General features: G+C 67.6%; 17 protein-coding genes and 1 pseudogene. 13 read left to right on the top strand and 5 right to left on the bottom strand.

The window, feature by feature from the left end; genetic code table 11:
- Positions 1 to 57: 57 nt before the first annotated feature.
- Complete coding sequence (locus tag O1Q03_RS25600) at positions 58 to 1,434, bottom strand: nucleobase:cation symporter-2 family protein (RefSeq protein WP_269506812.1); 1,377 nt, start codon at positions 1,432 to 1,434, stop codon at positions 58 to 60.
- A gap of 446 nt (positions 1,435 to 1,880) precedes the next feature.
- Between O1Q03_RS25600 and O1Q03_RS25595 the strand changes: the two genes are divergently transcribed.
- From O1Q03_RS25595 to O1Q03_RS25580, 4 genes and pseudogenes are all read left to right on the top strand, one after another.
- Entirely contained in the window at positions 1,881 to 3,347 is a 1,467-nt protein-coding gene (locus tag O1Q03_RS25595; RefSeq protein ID WP_269506811.1) for a xylulokinase, read from the top strand.
- 202 nt (positions 3,348 to 3,549) lie between these two features.
- Positions 3,550 to 3,645 (top strand): annotated as a pseudogene (locus O1Q03_RS40250) (zinc-binding alcohol dehydrogenase); the annotation flags it as partial.
- 16 nt (positions 3,646 to 3,661) lie between these two features.
- Entirely contained in the window at positions 3,662 to 4,510 is an 849-nt protein-coding gene (fghA, locus tag O1Q03_RS25585; RefSeq protein ID WP_269506809.1) for an S-formylglutathione hydrolase, read from the top strand.
- Positions 4,511 to 4,836: 326 nt separating this feature from the next.
- The gene (locus O1Q03_RS25580) at positions 4,837 to 5,133 is read left to right on the top strand and encodes a hypothetical protein (RefSeq protein ID WP_269506808.1); all 297 of its coding nucleotides are present in this window, start codon (positions 4,837 to 4,839) and stop codon (positions 5,131 to 5,133) included.
- Positions 5,134 to 5,157: 24 nt separating this feature from the next.
- On the opposite strand, the gene O1Q03_RS25575 is transcribed toward O1Q03_RS25580, so the two are convergent.
- Genes O1Q03_RS25575 through O1Q03_RS25560 form a run of 4 tightly spaced genes read right to left on the bottom strand, consistent with a single transcriptional unit; the run spans position 5,158 to position 8,265 of the window.
- Positions 5,158 to 5,940 (bottom strand): metal ABC transporter permease, encoded by a 783-nt coding sequence (locus O1Q03_RS25575; protein ID WP_269506807.1) that lies wholly within the window; start codon positions 5,938 to 5,940, stop codon positions 5,158 to 5,160.
- On the bottom strand, positions 5,933 to 6,826 hold the full coding sequence (locus O1Q03_RS25570) for an ABC transporter ATP-binding protein (protein ID WP_269506806.1): 894 nt from the start codon (positions 6,824 to 6,826) through the stop codon (positions 5,933 to 5,935). Before O1Q03_RS25570 ends, O1Q03_RS25575 begins: the two co-directional genes overlap by 8 nt.
- A gap of 13 nt (positions 6,827 to 6,839) precedes the next feature.
- The gene (locus O1Q03_RS25565) at positions 6,840 to 7,754 is read right to left on the bottom strand and encodes a metal ABC transporter solute-binding protein (protein WP_269506805.1); all 915 of its coding nucleotides are present in this window, start codon (positions 7,752 to 7,754) and stop codon (positions 6,840 to 6,842) included.
- A gap of 49 nt (positions 7,755 to 7,803) precedes the next feature.
- Positions 7,804 to 8,265 carry a Fur family transcriptional regulator gene (locus tag O1Q03_RS25560; RefSeq protein WP_269506804.1) on the bottom strand — a complete coding sequence of 154 codons (462 nt, stop codon included), beginning with the start codon at positions 8,263 to 8,265 and terminating at the stop codon, positions 7,804 to 7,806.
- Positions 8,266 to 8,594: 329 nt separating this feature from the next.
- On the opposite strand from O1Q03_RS25560, the gene O1Q03_RS25555 reads away from it, so the two are divergent.
- From O1Q03_RS25555 to O1Q03_RS25515, 9 genes are all read left to right on the top strand, one after another.
- Complete coding sequence (locus tag O1Q03_RS25555) at positions 8,595 to 9,371, top strand: L-iditol 2-dehydrogenase (RefSeq protein WP_269506803.1); 777 nt, start codon at positions 8,595 to 8,597, stop codon at positions 9,369 to 9,371.
- Positions 9,372 to 9,467: 96 nt separating this feature from the next.
- The gene (locus tag O1Q03_RS25550) at positions 9,468 to 10,424 is read left to right on the top strand and encodes a sugar kinase (protein WP_269506802.1); all 957 of its coding nucleotides are present in this window, start codon (positions 9,468 to 9,470) and stop codon (positions 10,422 to 10,424) included.
- Positions 10,412 to 11,776 (top strand): D-tagatose-bisphosphate aldolase, class II, non-catalytic subunit, encoded by a 1,365-nt coding sequence (locus O1Q03_RS25545; protein WP_269506800.1) that lies wholly within the window; start codon positions 10,412 to 10,414, stop codon positions 11,774 to 11,776. The genes O1Q03_RS25550 and O1Q03_RS25545 overlap by 13 nt, the downstream gene beginning before the upstream one ends.
- A gap of 82 nt (positions 11,777 to 11,858) precedes the next feature.
- Positions 11,859 to 13,184 carry an ABC transporter substrate-binding protein gene (locus O1Q03_RS25540; protein WP_269506799.1) on the top strand — a complete coding sequence of 442 codons (1,326 nt, stop codon included), beginning with the start codon at positions 11,859 to 11,861 and terminating at the stop codon, positions 13,182 to 13,184.
- 105 nt (positions 13,185 to 13,289) lie between these two features.
- Positions 13,290 to 14,237 carry a carbohydrate ABC transporter permease gene (locus O1Q03_RS25535; RefSeq protein ID WP_269506798.1) on the top strand — a complete coding sequence of 316 codons (948 nt, stop codon included), beginning with the start codon at positions 13,290 to 13,292 and terminating at the stop codon, positions 14,235 to 14,237.
- Complete coding sequence (locus O1Q03_RS25530) at positions 14,234 to 15,085, top strand: carbohydrate ABC transporter permease (RefSeq protein WP_269506797.1); 852 nt, start codon at positions 14,234 to 14,236, stop codon at positions 15,083 to 15,085. Before O1Q03_RS25535 ends, O1Q03_RS25530 begins: the two co-directional genes overlap by 4 nt.
- Positions 15,082 to 15,780 (top strand): HAD family hydrolase, encoded by a 699-nt coding sequence (locus tag O1Q03_RS25525; RefSeq protein ID WP_269506796.1) that lies wholly within the window; start codon positions 15,082 to 15,084, stop codon positions 15,778 to 15,780. Before O1Q03_RS25530 ends, O1Q03_RS25525 begins: the two co-directional genes overlap by 4 nt.
- A 62-nt stretch (positions 15,781 to 15,842) precedes the next feature.
- Positions 15,843 to 16,952, top strand: a complete 1,110-nt coding sequence (locus tag O1Q03_RS25520; RefSeq protein WP_269506795.1) for an ABC transporter ATP-binding protein — start codon at positions 15,843 to 15,845, stop codon at positions 16,950 to 16,952.
- Between the two features lie 297 nt (positions 16,953 to 17,249).
- Positions 17,250 to 17,789 (top strand): IS30 family transposase (locus O1Q03_RS25515; protein WP_269506794.1); only part of this gene is annotated, 540 nt, incomplete at its 3' end.

The following is a 17,789-nucleotide window of genomic DNA, read 5'->3' as shown; positions in this document are numbered from 1 at the left end:
TGCCGTGGCGCTTTACATGACTGCCGCTGCGCGCCGTCGTCCGGCGCGGCGGCCCGATCAGTGGTGCACGTCGGCCGCGCGTCCGTCGAAGTCGTGTCCGGCACGGCGGATGTCGCAACGAGCGTCCTTCTCGCCTTTCACGCCGTTGAACACGATGTTCAGGATCACGGAGGTCGCCGATGCCAGCAGGATGCCGCTGTGCAGGATCGGTGCGAGCGCCGGCGGCAGCTTCGAGAAGAAGTGCGGCGACACCACCGGCACGAGGCCCATGCCGACGCTCACGGCGACGATGAACAGGTTGTGCGTGTTGTTCACGAAGTCGACCTTCGACAGCACCTTGATCCCGTTTGCGGCCACCATCCCGAACATCACGATGCCTGCGCCGCCCAGCACGAACGGCGGCACCGACGCGACGACCTGCGCCATCTTCGGAAACAGGCCGAGCATGACCAGGATCACGCCGCCCGTCGCGCAGACGAACCGGCTCTTCACGCCCGTCACGCCGATCAGGCCGACGTTCTGCGAGAACGACGTATGCGGGAACGAGTTGAAGATGCCGCCGATCAGCGTGCCGAGACCGTCGACGCGCAGGCCGCGCACGAGGCGGTCCTGGTTCACCGGACGGTCGACCATGTCGCCGACCGCGAGGAACATCCCGGTCGATTCGATGAACGTGACGAACATCACCGTGACCATCGTCGCGATCGACAGCGGGTCGAAGTGCGGCAAGCCGAAGTGGAACGGCATCACGATGCCGACCCACGGCGCGTGCGCGACGCCGTCGGTATTCACGCGGCCGATCGCGAACGCGATCACGAAGCCGGCGACGATGCCGAGCAGCACCGAGATGTTCGCGAGGAAGCCGCGGCCGTACTTGTTGATCAGCAGGATCAGCGTGAGCACGAGCAGCGACAGGCCGAGGTAGACGGGGCTGCCGTATTCGGGGTTGCCGACGCCGCCGGCCGCCCAGTTGATGCCGACTTCCATCAGCGACAGCCCGATCACCGCGATCACGGTGCCGACGACGACGGGCGGGAAGAACCGCAACAGCTTGCCGATCATCGGCGCGAGCACGATGCCGATGATGCCGGCCGCGATCGTTGAACCGAAGATGTCGAGAATGCCGAGGCCGGGGTTGGTGCCGATCGCGATCATCGGGCCGACTGCCGCGAACGTGCAGCCCATGATGACGGGCAGGCGGATTCCGAAGATCCACAGGCCGAGCGTCTGGATCAGCGTGGCGATGCCGCACGAAAACAGATCGGCGCTGATCAGGAACGCGATCTGGTCTTTCGGCAGCTTCAGCGCGCCGCCGATGATGAGCGGCACGGCGACGGCGCCGGCGTACATGACGAGGACGTGCTGGAGACCAAGCGTTACAAGCTTGCCGGTCGGCAGCACCTCATCGCACGGATGGACCGTGTTCGATTGCATCTGTCTCACTCCATGATCTTGTTTTCGGGGTGATACGAAGTTATTCGGAATGAATCCATGCAACAAGAGCGCTGGGTACTATTCCGTTCTTTGCTGGTTCGATATGCCATTTCGGCATGAAACAGGGTGTCGATCATCGGGAAACTGCCGCAGGAGTGAGGTTCCCCGGTTTTATAGCGCTCCAAAATAGCGCGGACCCCCGAGCCAAATATCGGTGGCTTTATGGTGTGTATCGCGCGTGCGGCATAGTGGCAAATTCGACCGGCGAAAAATCGTGCCGGGTTAACCCGCGAGCGGTCGTTTTCTGCGCCAAGGTGCACCCGGCGCCACCCGCCGCCCGCGGCCGCGTTTTAGCATCATCGATACGCAAATTCGCAGCGCGAAGCGGGGCGCGTATCGCGATCCCGCTATCATCGACATTTGTTCATTCGAATATCGTCCGCGTCATGCGCCTGCTCGGAATCGACCTCGGCACCGGCTCCATCAAACTCGTCACGCTCGATGCCGACGGCACCGAGCGTGCGGTCGCGAGCGAACCCTATTCGTTGTCGTCGCCGCAGCCTGGCTGGGCGGAAATCTCGCCGCACGTGTGGTGGGATGCGCTCGTGCGTGCCGCCGCGAAACTGCCGGCCGGTGAGCGCGAGCAGGTCGTCGCGATCGGTTTCTCCGGGCAGATGCATGGCGTCGTGCTGATCGACGCGGCCGGGCAGCCGGTGCGGCCCGCGCTGCTGTGGCCCGATACGCGTGCGGTGCGCGAAGCCGATATGGTCAGCGGGGCCGGCGCCGGTGTGCCCGTCGCCGGTGTGCCCGTCGCACCGAACCCCGTCGCGCCCGGCATGGCGGGCCCGCTGTTGCGCTGGCTGGCCGAACACGAGCCGCATGCATTGCGTGCCGCGCGCTGGGCCGTGCAGCCGAAGGACTGGCTGCGCGTCGCGCTGGGCGGCGACGTTGCGGCCGATCCGAGCGACGCGTGCGCGACCGCGCTCGCGACGCCCGATGGCGCGTGGGATGCGCGGCGGATCGACGCGCTCGGCCTGCCGGCCGACCTGTTCGCGCTGGTGAGGGCGTCGGGCATGCGCTGCGGCGCGCTCGGTGCGCAGGCCGCCGCGGCACTCGGGCTGCCGGCCGGCGTGCCGCTCGCGACGGGCGCCGCCGATACCGCCTGTGCGGCGCTCGGCAGCGGGCTCGTCGCGGCCGGCGACGCACTGCTGACGACCGGCAGCGGCGGCCAGATCGTCGTGCTCGCGGATGCGCTGCCACCGGCGCGGCGTGGACTGCATCGCTATCGCACGGCGGCCGGCGGCGGCTACTACACGATGGCCGCGATGCAGAACGTCGGGCTCGCGCTGGAAGCCGTGCGCGGCTGGCTCGGTTATGCGAACTGGCGCGACGCATACGACGACGCGTTTGCGCAACCGGCGTCCGAGCGCGTGTGTTTTCTGCCGTATCTGACGGGCGAGCGTTCGCCATGGATGAACCCCGATGCGCGCGGCGGCTGGCTCGGTCTCGGGCTCGGCGATACGCGCGGCGCGATGATGCGCGCGGCATTCGAAGGCGTCGCGTTCGCATTGCGCGCCGGGCTCGATGCGATCCGCGACGCGAACCGTGCGGATCCGGTGGCGACGCTGCGTCTCGCGGGCGGCGGCTCGGTCGATCCGCGCTGGCGCCAGTTGCTCGCGGACGCGCTCGGCGCGTCGCTCGATGCGGTCGATTGTCCGAACGCCGCGACACGCGGTGCCGGGCTGCTCGCGGGCGTCGCGATCGGGCATTGGCGGGAAGACGCGTTGCACACGCTGGCGCCGGCCGCATCGCCCGTGGCCGCGCCGCGCGACGATCGCGCGCTGGCCGCACGTCATGCACGCTTCGTCGACCTGTACGCACGAACCGATGCGTGGTTCACGATGGGTGTTTAAACTCGGCACTTGTCCGGGTGCGTCAGCGATGACGCATCGTGGCAAGCCGACGGCTGTTTCCGGCACACGACGCGTGCCGCGATCGACGATCATGCCGGGCATGACAGGCGCTCCAATGTACCGGGCGGCATGGCGTTACACGGGGCAGGTCGCTCGGAGCAGTACCGAAGCGCCGGCTCCATCGACACGGATGCAGGTCTATGATCGGATCACACACGCGCTGCCGCTCGATGAGATCGACGGCGGACGCGACCTGATGAACGAGCGCGAATCGATTCGCTCGATCGTGCTGTATTGAACGGAAGGGAAACCCCATGCTCGAACTCGTTTCTTCGCATGCTTGCCACGGCGGCGAGCAACGCTTCTATCGCCACGATTCGAAGGCGATCGGCCTGCCGATGAAGTTCTCGGTGTACCTGCCGCCGCAGGCCGCGCACGGCCGCGTGCCGGCGCTGTTCTATCTCGCGGGGCTCACGTGCACCGAAGAGACGTTCGCGATCAAGGGCGGCGCGCAGCAATACGCGGCGCAGCACGGCGTCGCGCTCGTGATGCCCGATACGAGCCCGCGCGGTGCCGGTGTGGCGGGCGAGACCGATGCGTGGGATTTCGGCGTCGGCGCGGGCTTCTACGTCGATGCGACGCAAGCGCCGTGGTCGACGCATTACCGGATGGAGTCGTACGTGACGGGTGAGTTGCGCGAGCTCGTCGCGGCCGAGCTGCCGATCGACGGCGCGCGGCTCGGGATCTTCGGTCACTCGATGGGCGGGCACGGCGCGCTGACGCTCGCGCTGCGTCACCCGGGCCTGTACCGGTCGGTGTCGGCGTTCGCGCCGATCGCCGCGCCGACGCGCTGCCCGTGGGGCGAGAAGGCGTTCTCCGGTTATCTCGGCGCCGACCGCGACGCGTGGAAGCAGCACGATGCGAGCGAACTGGTCGCGCGCGCGGATGCGCCGAAGTTCGCGGACGGCATCCTCGTCGACCAGGGCCTTGCCGACCAGTTCCTCGCGAACCAGCTGAACCCCGACGTGTTCGAAGCCGCGTGCGCGAAGGCAGGGCAGCCGCTGACGCTGCGCCGCCATCCGGGCTACGACCACGGGTACTACTTCATCTCGACGTTCATCGCCGATCACATCGCGCATCACGCGCGCGTGCTGGCGCGGTGAGCTGTCGCTGACAGCCCGTCGCCGCACTCAGGGGCGACGTGGCCGTCGTTCGCCGCTATACATGCAACGCGAATACGCATCCGTAAACAGCATTTACCGTCGCAAATTCGTACCCGTTCTATAGGAAACCGAATCGCTTTTCGGAATAATGATCGACGATTTGATCGTTGGAAAACATATTCGAGCGAGGCTTCGATCCGGATGGACGACGTGGTTTGCGATGTATCGAACAACTCCCCGAGTTGGGGGGTGTTCAATCTGTTTGCATGGCGTCACCCATTGGCCGCGTTTCGTGCGGCTCATGCGCTAACGCCCGGATGCGAAATATGACCCGACTTCTCCGTTTCGCCATTCATGCCGGCTGTATCGCCGGCTTGCTCGTCGTCGTCGCGATGACCCGGAGCAAGTACGCGTGGATGAACGAAATCGATCCTTCCGTCACGATCGGTGCAATCAAGGACGAAGCAGGCGACCGGACGCTCGTCGTCTATGCACTGCTGATGGTCGTTGCGATCACGCAGATCGTATTGCTCGCGAGATCCAGAGCGGTCGGTGTCAGGCCCTGGGCCGGCTTTCTGATTCTCGCGGCGACCGCGCTATGCGCGTGGAGAGCGAGCATGTGACGGCATCGAGCGGCGTCCACGTCATCAGGGCTTGCGCAACAGACTCGCCCCATACACCAGCGCCGACAACGCGGTGATCCAGAAGCTCGTCGGCCAGTCGGTGTGATATGCGAGCGCAATCCCGACCCACGCTTCGAACAGTGCGAACAGCGCAGCGAGCAGCGCGCCCGTCGACAGCCGCGTCGCCACGTTCTGCGCGGCCGCGGCCGGCCCGACCAGCAGCGTGAACACCAGCAGCACACCGACGATCTGCGTCGCCGCGGCCACTGCAAGCGCGCACACCGCGAGGAACAGCACCGACACCGTACGCAGCGACACGCCCTTGGCTTCCGCCAGTTCGGGCTGCAGCGACGCGAACAGCAGCGGCCGCGCGATCACCGCAAGCGCGATCAGGCTCACCGCGCCGATGCCCGCCAGCACCGAGAGCGTATCGTGGCTGACCGCGAGCACGTTGCCGAACAGCAGCGCCGTGACTTGCGTCGCGAACGACGTGTAGAAGTGCAGGAACAGCAGCCCGAAGCCGAGCGCACCCGACAGGATCACGCCGATCGCGACGTCGCGGCCCGCGAGCCGTTCGCCGAGCGCGCCCATCCCGATCCCGGCCGCGAGCGTGAAGCCGACCATCCCCCAGATCGGCGAGATGCCGAGCAGCACCGCGCCGGTCGCGCCGGTGAAGCCGACGTGCGACAGCGCATGGCCGGCGAAGGTTTGTCCGCGCAGCACCAGGAAGTAACCGACGATGCCCGCGAGCACCGCGACGATCCCCGACGCGGCGAACGCGTTGATCATGAAGTCGTATTCAAACATCGTGCGATTGCCCGGGATGAGCGTGTCCGTGGTGATGATGGCCGTGGCTGCCGCCACCGGCGCCGTGCGAGTGATCGTCGTCGTCCTCGTGTTCGTGATCGTGCTTTTCGATTTCGACGTCGCCCGACATCACGAAGATCTTCCCGTTCACGCGCATCACGTCGATCGGCGAGCCGTACAGCCGCGACAGCACGGGCTTGGTGATCACCTCGTCGACGGTGCCGAGCGCGGCGACGCCGTTGCCGAGATACAGCACGCGGTCGAGCGCGTTCAGCAGCGGATTCAGCTCGTGTGCGGAGAACAGCACGGTGATGCCGAGCTCGCGCTGCACGCTGCGCACGAGTTCGACCACGCCGCGCTGATGGTTCGGGTCGAGGCTGATCAGCGGCTCGTCGAGCAGCAGCAGCTTCGGGCTGCCGAGCAGGCATTGCGCGAGCAGCAGGCGCTGGCGCTCGCCGCCGGACAGTTCCGACAGCGGCCGGCGCGCGAGCGTGGGGCCGCCGACGAGATCGAGCACGCGGTCGACGTCGCGCCGCGTCGCGGCATTCGTGTGCGGCAGCCCCCAGCGGTGGCCGTCGGCGGCCATCGCGACGAAGTCGTAGCCGCGCATCCGGCGATTCGCGAGGCCGCTCCTGATCTGCGGCATGTAGCCGATCGACGCGTTGCCGCGCACGAGCGGCACGCCGCCGACCGACAGCGTGCCGCTCGACACGGGGACGAGGCCGAGCACCGCGCGCATCAGCGTCGTCTTGCCCGCGCCGTTCGGCCCGAGCACGCCGACGAATTCGCCGGGTTCGATCGAGAAGCTGACGTCGCGCAGGATCGTGCGACCGCCCAGTTCGAGCGTGACGCGATCGACGTCAAGTGCGTGGGGAGTGGCAGTCATTGGGTTGCGGCGGTTATTTCCTGGTGGCGGCAAGCGCGGCGGCGAGCGCGTCGAGCTGACCGGCCATCCATTGCTGGAAGGTCTTGCCGGCCGGTTGCGTCTCGGTGACGCTGACGCTCGGCACGCCGGCGTCACGCGCGATCTTCAGCATCCGCTTGGTCATCGGTTCTTCGGCCTGGCTGTTGTAGATCAGCACGCGCACCTGCTTCTTGCGCAGGTCGTTCTCGAACGCGGCGACATCCTGCGCGCTGGCTTCGGTGTCGTTCATCGTCGCGAGCTGGAAGCGCAGGTTGCGCATGTCGAGGCCGATCGCATCCGACATGTAGCCGAACACGGGTTCGGTGGCCGTCACCGGCACGCCCTTGTACTGCGCGCGCAGCGCGGCGACCTTGTCGTCGACGGGCTTCAGCGACGCGACGAACTTCTGCAGGTTCGCATCGTACTCGGCCTTGTTCGCCGGGTCCGCGCGGCCGAGCTCGGTGGCGATCGCGCGTGCGGCGGCCGGCATCGTCGCCGGGTCGTACCACAGGTGCGGATTGTCGCCGGGCTTCTTGCCGACCAGATCGGCGACGACGATCGTCGCGCGCCTGGCCTGCTTCGACGCGGACAGCAGCTTCCCCATCCACGGATCGTAGGCGGCCCCGTTGTAGATCACGACCTGCGCGTGCTGCAGCGCGCGCGCGGTTTTCGGGCTCGCTTCGAACAGGTGCGGATCCTGGTCGGGATTGCTGAGGATGCTGGTGACCGCGACGTGGCTGCCGCCGATCTGCGACGCGACGTCGCCATAGAAATTCTCCGCGGCGACGACGTTGACGGTCGCGGCCTGCGCGAAACCGGGCGCCGCGAGCGACAGCGCGGCGGCCGTGACGGCAAACAGGCGTGCAAGCGACAGGGCACGCCGCGGCGCGCGCTTCAGGGCAATGGACATGAAACTCCTCGTTGGAAAGGGCGCCGGCACGGCGCCGTGCGATGCGGGCTCAGCGCTGCGCGGGCTTGGCCTTGCAGTGCCCGCACAGGCCGTTGAGCTCGACCACCTGATGGTGGACTTCGAAACCGTGCGCGGGCGCGCTCGCGGACAACTGCTTCGCGAGGTCGCTGCCCGGAATCTCGACGGTATCGCCGCACGAATCGCAGATCAGGAACTGGCCTTCATGCGGCACCCCGATCTCGCAGCACGCGAAGAACGCGTTCTTCGATTCGATCCGGTGGATGAACCCGTGTTCGACGAGGAAATCCAGCGCGCGATAGACGGTCGTGGGCGGCACGCGGCCGCGTTGCGGTTCGAGTTCGGCGAGCAGGTCGTATGCGCCGATCGGGCGCTGCGCGGCGAGCACGCGTTCGTAGACCTGACGGCGCAGCGGCGTCCACGCGAGCCCGTGCTCGGCGGCGAATGCGTCGGCCCGGGACAGCCGGGCGTCAATGGACGATGAGGTAGCCATGGCGTGAAGCACGCGAATGAAACGAAGTATCGCGATGATATAACGTATCCCGTCCCCGTGCAGCGCGAATTCTCGGTTCGGCCCGCACTCCGTCCCCTTCAGCGCCGCTTCAGCCGCGCCGCACCCACCGCGCCGCGCCTTGCCAGGCGCGCGTCCCCCGCGCGCGGCCCATGCCGCCGTGCCGCAGCGCATCATCGAAAGCCGCCAGGTCGCCTTGACAGCGCGAATCGCGTATCCGATCATTCGATCACCAACAGAGCAATTGATCGGCTAGCGAGCGTTCGCTCACCTCGCGGCCTTCATCCAGCAGAACGAACCGGAGACAACCAGTGAGACTGGACAACAAGGTCGCGATCCTGACGGGCGCGGCAAGCGGCATCGGCGAAGCGGTCGCGCAACGCTATCTGGACGAGGGCGCGCGCTGCGTGCTGGTCGACGTGAAACCGCCGAGCGGGTCGCTTGCGCGGCTGATCGAAGCGAATCCCGGCCGCGCGGTGGCGGTCACCGCGGACGTCACGCGCCGCGACGACATCGAACGGATCGTCACCACGGCGGTCGAGCGCTTCGGCGGCGTCGACATCCTGTTCAACAACGCGGCGCTGTTCGACATGCGCCCGCTCCTCGACGAATCGTGGGACGTGTTCGACCGGCTGTTCTCGGTCAACGTGAAAGGGCTGTTCTTTTTGATGCAGGCCGTCGCGCAGCGGATGGTCGAGCAGGGCCGCGGCGGCAAGATCGTCAACATGTCGTCGCAGGCAGGGCGTCGCGGCGAGGCACTCGTTTCGCACTACTGCGCGACCAAGGCCGCGGTGATCAGCTACACGCAGTCCGCCGCGCTCGCGCTCGCGCCGCACCGGATCAACGTGAACGGCATCGCCCCGGGCGTGGTCGACACGCCGATGTGGGAACAGGTCGATGCGCTGTTCGCGCGCTACGAGAACCGGCCGCTCGGCGAGAAGAAGCGGCTCGTGGGCGAAGCCGTGCCGCTCGGCCGCATGGGCGTGCCGGGCGACCTGACCGGTGCCGCGCTGTTTCTCGCGTCGGCCGACGCCGACTACATCACCGCCCAGACGCTGAACGTCGACGGCGGCAACTGGATGAGCTGATATGGCGCCGCTCGCACGCGCCATTCGCCAGCCGGCCCGCGATGCGGCGGCATGGCCGCACGCCGCGCCCGCCGGCGCACGAGGAGGGCTCGCCTGATGGCCGAGATCGTCGTCGCCGGCGAACTGCTGGCCGAATTCGTCGCCGCCGAGCGTGGCCAGGGTTTCGACACGCCGGGCCTGTTCGCCGGGCCGTTTCCGAGCGGCGCGCCGGCGATCTTCGCCGACCAGGCCGCGCGGCTCGGCGCGCGCGTCGCGTATGCGGGCTGCGTCGGTCGCGATGCGTTCGGCGACGCGATCGTCGCACGGCTCGCACGCGACGGCGTCGACGTCGCGCGCATCCGCCGCGTCGCACGCCCGACCGGCACCGCGTTCGTCGCGTATCGCGACGACGGGTCGCGCAGCTTCGTGTTTGCGCTGTCCACCAGTGCGGCCGCCTGCGTCGATGCATCCGACGTCGACGCCGCGATGTTCGGCGGCTGCCGCTACTTCCACGTGATGGGCTCGTCGCTGACGAGCGAATCGGCGATCGCGGCGGTGCAGCGCGGCGTGATCGAGGCGGCGCGCGCCGGCGCGAAGGTGTCGTTCGATCCGAACGTGCGGCCCGAGATGCTGAGCTTCCGCCCGATGCGCGCGGCGCTCGACGAGATGCTCGCCGCGTGCCACCTGTTCCTGCCGAGCGAGGCCGACCTGCCGTTCTTCTGCGGGCCGCAGCCGGCCGAGCGGGCGATCGCGGGCTTGCTCGCGACGCATCCGTTGCTCGAGCGCGTCGTGCTCAAGCGCGGCGCCCAAGGCAGCGTCGCGTTCGATCGCGCAAGCCGCGTCGATGCGGCCGCGTACGTCGTCGACGAACTCGACCCGACGGGCGCCGGCGACTGCTTCGGCGGCACGCTGGTCGCGAGCCTGGTGGCCGGCCTGCCGATCGATGTGGCATTGCGCCGTGCGAACGCGGCCGGCGCGATCGCGGTCACGCGGCGCGGCCCGATGGAGGGCAACAGCGGCGCCGCCGAGATCGACCGTTTCCTGACCGAACGAGGTATCGCATGTCCGGCTTGACCCCCACCGCCGAGCGCGCGCGCATCGCGCATGCCGACGCCGTGCTGCGGATGATCTTCGACGCGAACCGCGCGGACGCACAGCGTGGCATCTATTCGATTTGCAGCGCGCACCGGCTCGTGCTGGAAGCCGCATGCGAAGCCGCGCGCGCCGACGGCTCGCCGCTCTTGATCGAGGCGACCTGCAACCAGGTGAATCATCTCGGCGGCTATACGGGCATGACGCCGGCCGATTTCCGGCGCGACGTCGATGCGATTGCGCAGCGCTGCGGGCTCGCGCCGTCGGCGCTCGTGCTCGGCGGCGATCATCTGGGCCCCAATCCGTGGCGACACCGCCGCGCGGCCGACGCGATGCGCGAAGCGGCTGCGATGGTCGCGGCCTACGTCGAAGCCGGGTTCGAAAAGATTCATCTCGATGCCAGCATGGCGTGCGCGGACGACCCCGCGCGGCTCGACGATCGCACGATAGCCGCGCGTGCGGCCGAGCTGTGTCGCGCAGCGGAAGACGCGGCGGCGCGGGCCGGCACCGCGCCCGTCTACGTGATCGGCACCGAAGTGCCGACGCCGGGCGGCGAGGTGAGCGGCGCGGCCGGCAATGACGCAAGCGGCGACGCGATCGCGCAGATCGCGGTCACGCGCAGCGACAGCATCGCCGCGACACTCGACGCGCACCGCAGCGCGTTGGCGGCGGCGGGGCTCGACGACGCGTGGACGCGCGTGGTCGCGATCGTCGCGCAGCCGGGCGTCGACTTCGACGATCGCCACGTGCTCGACTACGACAGCACGAAGGCCGCATCGCTCGGCGCAAGCATCCTGCGCACGCCGCGCCTCGTGTTCGAAGCGCATTCGACCGACTATCAGACCGAAGGCGCGCTCGCCGCGCTCGTGCGCGATCACTTCGCCATACTGAAGGTCGGCCCCGCGCTGACCTTCGCGCTGCGCGAGGCGCTGTTCGCGCTGACCTTCATCGAGGACGCGCTGATCGACGACGCCGCGCAGCGTTCGCGGCTGCGCGACGTGGTCGACGCCGCGATGCGCGCGCAACCCGAGCATTGGGCGCCGTACTACCGCGGCGACGAGACCGAGCAGCGGCTTGCGCGCCAGTTCAGCTACAGCGACCGGATCCGTTACTACTGGCTGCAGCCGGCCGTCGCGGCGGCGGTCGAGCAGATGTTCGACAACCTCGCGCGGCAACCGGTGCCGGAAACGCTCGTCGCGCAGTGGCTGCCGGACGTGTACGCGGCGTGCCGCGCGGGCGATCTCGCGAAAGAGCCGCGCGCATGGGTGCGCCACCGGATACGCGACGTGATCGCGCACTATGCGCGCGCGTGCGGAATGCAGCGGCGGGTGTGACGGGCCGCGAAGGACACGACGCAATGACGACGCAATAACGATGCAATAACGACGCAGTTCGAACAATCACAGGAGACATGCCATGCAACGAAAGATGCTCGACGCCGCCGCACGCTGTTTCGCCGGAGCCGCGCTCGCGACGGCGACCTGCGCGGCGTCCGCCGGCACGCTGACGATCGCGACGCTGAACAACCCTGACATGATCGAGTTGAAGAAGCTGTCGCCGGCGTTCGAGAAGGCGAATCCCGACATCAAGCTGAACTGGGTGATCCTCGAGGAGAACGTGCTGCGCCAGCGCGCGACCACCGACATCACGACCGGCAGCGGCCAGTTTGACGTGATGGCGATCGGCACCTATGAAACGCCGCAGTGGGGCAAGCGCGGCTGGCTCGCGCCGATCACCGGGCTGCCCGCCGACTACGACCTGAACGACATCGTGAAGACCGCGCGCGACAGCCTGTCGTACAACGGCCAGCTGTACGCGCTGCCGTTCTACGTCGAAAGCTCGATGACGTTCTACCGCAAGGACCTGTTCGCGGCGAAGGGGCTGAAGATGCCCGACCAGCCGACCTACGAACAGATCGCCGAATTTGCGGACAAGCTGACCGACAAGTCGAAGGGCACCTACGGGATCTGCCTGCGCGGCAAGGCCGGCTGGGGCGAGAACATGGCGTACGTGTCGACGGTCGTGAACACGTTCGGCGGACGCTGGTTCGACGAGAACTGGAACGCGCAGCTCACGTCGCCCGAATGGAAGAAGGCGATCACGTTCTACGTGAATCTGCTGAAGAAAGACGGCCCGCCGGGAGCGAGTTCGAACGGCTTCAACGAGAACCTGACGCTGACCGCATCGGGCAAGTGCGCGATGTGGATCGACGCGACGGTCGCGGCCGGGATGCTCTATAACAAACAGCAGTCGCAGGTCGCCGACAAGATCGGCTTCGCGGCCGCACCGGTCGCCGCGACGCCGAAGGGCTCGCACTGGCTGTGGGCGTGGGCGCTGGCCGTGCCGAAGACGTCGAAGCAGCAGGACGCCGCGCGCAAGTTCATCGCGTGGGCGACGTCGAAGCAGTACATCGAGATGGTCGGCAAGGACGAAGGCTGGGCGTCGGTGCCGCCGGGCACGCGTACGTCGACGTATCAGCGCGCCGAGTACAAGACTGCCGCGCCGTTCTCGGACTTCGTGCTGAAGGCGATCGAGACGGCCGACCCGAACGATCCGTCGCTGAAGAAGGTGCCGTACACGGGCGTGCAGTACGTCGGGATTCCTGAATTCCAGTCGTTCGGCACGGTGGTTGGTCAGGCGATTGCCGGCGCGGTGGCCGGCCAGATGCCGGTCGACCAGGCGCTCGCCGCCGGACAGGCCGCCGCGGATCGCGCGGTGCGCCAGGCCGGCTACAAGAAGTAACGCGGCGGCCCGCACCGTGCGCCTCATTGCGCACGGATGCGTGTCGCGTCAGCAGAAAGGCGGGCAGCCGTTCGCGCCCGCGCCTCAACTGGAGGGACTCCGATCATGCGTCACTTACGTCTTCCCCTGAGCCACGCGCCGTCGGTCGGCGACGCGGCGTCGCCGCCGGGCGCACCGCGCCGCACACGGGGCGGCGCACGCTGGCTCGTCTCGCCGTCCGTCGCGGTGCTGCTGCTGTGGATGTCGATTCCGCTCGCGATGACGATCTGGTATTCGTTCTCGCGCTACAACCTGCTGAACCCGGACGTGAAGGGCTTCGCCGGGTTCGACAACTACCGCTTCCTCGCGACCGATCCGTCGTTCCTGCCGGCGATCTGGCACACGCTCGTGCTGATCGGCGCGGTGCTCGCGATCACGGTGGTCGGCGGCGTGCTGATGGCCGTGCTGTTCGACCGCAAGTTCTACGGGCAGGGCATCGCGCGGCTGCTCGCGATCGCGCCGTTCTTCGTGATGCCGACGGTTGCCGCGCTGATCTGGAAGAACATGATCCTGCATCCGGTGTACGGGCTCGTCGCGAACGCGATGCGCGCGCTCGGGATGACGCCGGTCGACTGGTTCGCCGATTACCCGCTCACCGCCGTGATCATGATCGTCGCATGGCAATGGCTGCCGTTCGCGTTCCTGATCCTGTTCACCGCGATCCAGTCGCTCGACCAGGAGCAGAAGGAAGCCGCGCGCATCGACGGCGCCGGCCCGATCGCGATGTTCTTCTACATCACGCTGCCGCACCTGAAGCGCGCGATCGCCGTGGTCGTGATGATGGAGACCATCTTCCTGCTGTCGATCTTCGCGGAGATCTACACGACGACGGGCGGCGGCCCGGGCGACGCGACCACCAACCTGTCGTACCTGATCTATGCGCTCGGCCTGCAGCAGTTCGACGTCGGCCTCGCGTCCGCGGGCGGCATCATCGCCGTCGTGGTCGCGAACGTCGTGTCGTTCTTCCTCGTGCGGATGCTCGCGCGCAACCTGAAAGGGGAGTACGAAAAATGAGCGACCTGACCTTGGCAGGCCGGCGCGCGCCGGCTGCATTCGACCTCGTGCGGCGCGCGCTGCCCGGCGCGCTCGCGTGGCTCATCGCACTGCTGCTGTTCTTCCCGATCTTCTGGATGGCGATCACCGCGTTCAAGACCGAGCAGCAGGCGTACGCATCGTCGCTGTTCTTCATGCCGACGCTCGACAGCTTCCGCGAGGTGTTCGCGCGCAGCAACTACTTCGCGTTCGCATGGAATTCGGTACTGATCTCGGCCGGCGTCACGGCGATCTCGCTGCTGCTGGCGGTGCCGGCCGCGTACGCGATGGCGTTCTTCCCGAACCACCGCACGCAGAAAGTGCTGCTGTGGATGCTGTCGACCAAGATGATGCCGTCGGTCGGCGTGCTGGTGCCGATCTATCTGCTGTGGAAGAACGCGGGGCTGCTCGATACCGTGTCGGGGCTCGTGATCGTCTACACGCTGATCAACCTGCCGATCGCGGTGTGGATGACCTTCACGTATTTCAACGAGATCCCGAAGGACATCCTCGAAGCCGGGCGCATCGACGGCGCGTCGACGTGGCAGGAGATCGTCTATCTGCTGATGCCGATGGCGCTGCCGGGGCTCGCGTCCACCGCGCTGCTGCTCGTGATCCTGTCGTGGAACGAGGCGTTCTGGAGCATCAACCTGTCGAGCTCGAACGCGGCGCCGCTGACCGTGTTCATCGCGTCGTACTCGAGCCCCGAAGGCTTGTTCTGGGCGAAGCTGTCCGCGGCATCGCTGCTCGCGGTCGCGCCGATCCTGATCGTCGGCTGGCTGTCGCAGAAGCAGCTCGTGCGCGGGCTCACGTTCGGGGCCGTCAAATGAGCGGCGCAAGCGAACGGACGAACGTGCTGATCTGCGATTGCGATGGCGTGCTGATCGACAGCGAGGCCGTGGCCGCCGACGTGCTCGTGCGCGAACTCGATGCGCGCTGGCCGGGTATCGATGCGCGGCCGGCGGTGATGCCGCTGCTCGGGCTGCGCATCGAGCGCGTGCTGGCCGGCGCGAGCGAAGCGCTCGGGCGCACGCTGTCGGCCGACGACGTCGACGCGATTCGCCGCGCGGTCGAGGCGGCGGCCGTCAACGCGCCGATGGTCGACGGCATCGACGAAGCGCTCGCCGCGATCACGCTGACCACCGCATGCGCGAGCAACAGCTACCGCGCGTACGTCGAGGCGGCGCTCGCGCGCACCGGCCTCGCACGTTTCTTCGGCGACCGGATGTTCTGCGCGGACGCCGTCGCGCGCCCGAAGCCGGCGCCCGACGTGTATCTCGCGGCCGCGCACACGCTCGGCGTCGTGCCCGCGCAATGCCTCGTCGTCGAGGACAGCGTGGCCGGCATCACCGCGGCCGCCGCGGCCGGCATGACCGTGCTCGGCTTCATTGGCGGCGGGCACGCATCGGCCGCCCAGATCGACGCGTTGCGCAGCATCGGCGCGCGTCACGTATTCGACGACATGCACGAGCTGCCCGGCTACGTCGCGCGCTGGCAGGCGACGGGTGCGGTGCTGCCCAACTAGCAACTACGAACGATTGCGCGCCGCGTGCCACGCGGCGCATCACGAACGAACGGAGACAGATCATGGCAAGCGTGCTCCTGCGCAACATCGCGAAGCGCTACGACGATACCGAAGTGCTGCGCAACGTGAACCTCGACATCGCCGATGGCGAATTCGTCGTGTTCGTCGGGCCGAGCGGCTGCGGCAAATCCACGTTGATGCGGATGATCGCCGGGCTGGAGGACATCTCGAGCGGCGACCTGCTGATCGACGGCGCGAAGGTCAACGACGTGCCGAGCGCGAAGCGCGGCATCGCGATGGTGTTCCAGTCGTATGCGCTGTACCCGCACATGACGCTGTACGACAACATGGCGTTCGGCCTGAAGCTCGCGGGCGCGAAGAAGCCCGAGATCGACCAGGCGGTGAAGCAGGCCGCGAAGATCCTGCACATCGATCATCTGCTCGACCGCAAGCCGAAGCAGCTGTCGGGCGGCCAGCGGCAGCGCGTCGCGATCGGCCGCGCGATCACGCGTAAGCCGAAGGTGTTCCTGTTCGACGAACCGTTGTCGAACCTCGACGCCGCGCTGCGCGTGAAGATGCGGCTGGAATTCGCGCGGCTGCACGACGAGCTGAAGACGACGATGATCTACGTGACGCACGACCAGGTCGAGGCGATGACGCTTGCCGACAAGATCGTCGTGCTGTCGGGCGGCGCGGTGCAGCAGGTCGGCACGCCGAACGCGCTCTATCACGCGCCGGCGAACCAGTTCGTCGCGGGCTTCATCGGCTCGCCGAAGATGAACTTCCTGAAGGGCACGGTCGAATCGGCCGATGCGACGGGCGTGCTGGTGCGCTTCGGCAGCGGCGAGACGCAGCACGTCGCGGTCGATGCGGCGGGGTTGCAGCGCGGTGCGGCCGTGACCGTTGGCGTGCGGCCCGAGCATTTGATCGTGGGGCAGGCGGCGGCCGGTGTCGCCGCGCGGACGATGGCCGTTGAATCGCTCGGCGATGCCGCGTATCTGTATGCGGAGTCGGCTGTCGCCTCGGACGGGCTGATCGCCCGGATTCCGCCGCTCGACACGTATCGCACCGGCGAGGCGCTGCACGTGCATGCGCAGGCGGAGCACTGCCATCTGTTCGACGAAAACGGGCAGGCGTTGCGGCGGCTCGGCGTGCATGCGAAGGCGGCGTGAGGGGGTGACGATGCGGCGCGCGCGCTGACGTTTCAGTCGATCACCGGGAGACGGTTTGCCATCGCGGCAGACTCTGCGTGCCGGGCATGACGGCTGCGCGTATCGATGGTGGATTGCGCGTCGGTCAGGCTCGGATGCAGGCACCGGGCCATGTGGTCAACGAGCGCGTCGCTTTAGCCCGGGGGCATCCAACGTCGCTTTACGTGACTGTGTGGCTTTAAACACCGAGGTATCCGGTTAGAAAGGGCGGTCTCAAATCTGAAGTGCAACACTCTCGCCAGCCGGTAAATTCCGTGAATGGCAAAGAGAACGTACCAACAACTGCAACCTGAAGAACGTATGAGATTCGACTTCTGGCGGGATGAGGGATTGAGCTTGCGGGCGATCGCCCGCAAGCTCAATCGCGCACCCTCGACGTTGAGTCGCGAACTGGCCCGCAACACGCAGACCGACGGCCTGTACTGCCCACATGTAGCCCAAGCGTCCCGCAACATTCGACGGCAGGCCGCGCGCCCTGCGCTTAAGCTCGCTCCCGACTCGATTCTCTGGGGTGTCGTTTGCCAGCGCTTGCGCGAGCGACAGTGGTCCCCGCAGGAGATTGCAGCTACCCTGAAGCGCACCTTCCCCGACGATCCGAGCCTGCACGTGTCCCACGAAACGATTTACAACGCCATCTACGCCCAGCCCCGCGGCGAGCTGCGCCGCGAGCTGATTGCCTGCCTGCGCCAGCACCGCAACAAGCGCCTGCCGCGATCGCGCGGCACCGATCGGCGGGGGGCGATTCCCGACATGGTCAGCATTCACGTGCGACCGCCCGAGATCAACGACCGCCTCATG

The organism is Burkholderia sp. IMCC1007, from assembly GCF_027257875.1.
Lineage (GTDB): Bacteria > Pseudomonadota > Gammaproteobacteria > Burkholderiales > Burkholderiaceae > Burkholderia.
The sequence above is the reverse complement of the archived record's forward strand: the minus strand, read 5'-3'. Positions and strand labels throughout refer to the sequence as shown.

Coding starts and splice junctions, on each gene's coding strand:
- O1Q03_RS25535 (WP_269506798.1), top strand. CDS start 13,290: ATGCGTCACTTACGTCTTCCCCTGAGCCACGCGCCGTCGGTCGGCGAC.
- O1Q03_RS25600 (WP_269506812.1), bottom strand. CDS start 1,434: ATGCAATCGAACACGGTCCATCCGTGCGATGAGGTGCTGCCGACCGGC.
- O1Q03_RS25550 (WP_269506802.1), top strand. CDS start 9,468: ATGGCCGAGATCGTCGTCGCCGGCGAACTGCTGGCCGAATTCGTCGCC.
- O1Q03_RS25570 (WP_269506806.1), bottom strand. CDS start 6,826: ATGACTGCCACTCCCCACGCACTTGACGTCGATCGCGTCACGCTCGAA.
- O1Q03_RS25575 (WP_269506807.1), bottom strand. CDS start 5,940: ATGTTTGAATACGACTTCATGATCAACGCGTTCGCCGCGTCGGGGATC.
- O1Q03_RS25595 (WP_269506811.1), top strand. CDS start 1,881: ATGCGCCTGCTCGGAATCGACCTCGGCACCGGCTCCATCAAACTCGTC.
- O1Q03_RS25580 (WP_269506808.1), top strand. CDS start 4,837: ATGACCCGACTTCTCCGTTTCGCCATTCATGCCGGCTGTATCGCCGGC.
- O1Q03_RS25560 (WP_269506804.1), bottom strand. CDS start 8,265: ATGGCTACCTCATCGTCCATTGACGCCCGGCTGTCCCGGGCCGACGCA.
- fghA (WP_269506809.1), top strand. CDS start 3,662: ATGCTCGAACTCGTTTCTTCGCATGCTTGCCACGGCGGCGAGCAACGC.
- O1Q03_RS25525 (WP_269506796.1), top strand. CDS start 15,082: ATGAGCGGCGCAAGCGAACGGACGAACGTGCTGATCTGCGATTGCGAT.
- O1Q03_RS25565 (WP_269506805.1), bottom strand. CDS start 7,754: ATGTCCATTGCCCTGAAGCGCGCGCCGCGGCGTGCCCTGTCGCTTGCA.
- O1Q03_RS25545 (WP_269506800.1), top strand. CDS start 10,412: ATGTCCGGCTTGACCCCCACCGCCGAGCGCGCGCGCATCGCGCATGCC.
- O1Q03_RS25530 (WP_269506797.1), top strand. CDS start 14,234: ATGAGCGACCTGACCTTGGCAGGCCGGCGCGCGCCGGCTGCATTCGAC.
- O1Q03_RS25540 (WP_269506799.1), top strand. CDS start 11,859: ATGCAACGAAAGATGCTCGACGCCGCCGCACGCTGTTTCGCCGGAGCC.
- O1Q03_RS25520 (WP_269506795.1), top strand. CDS start 15,843: ATGGCAAGCGTGCTCCTGCGCAACATCGCGAAGCGCTACGACGATACC.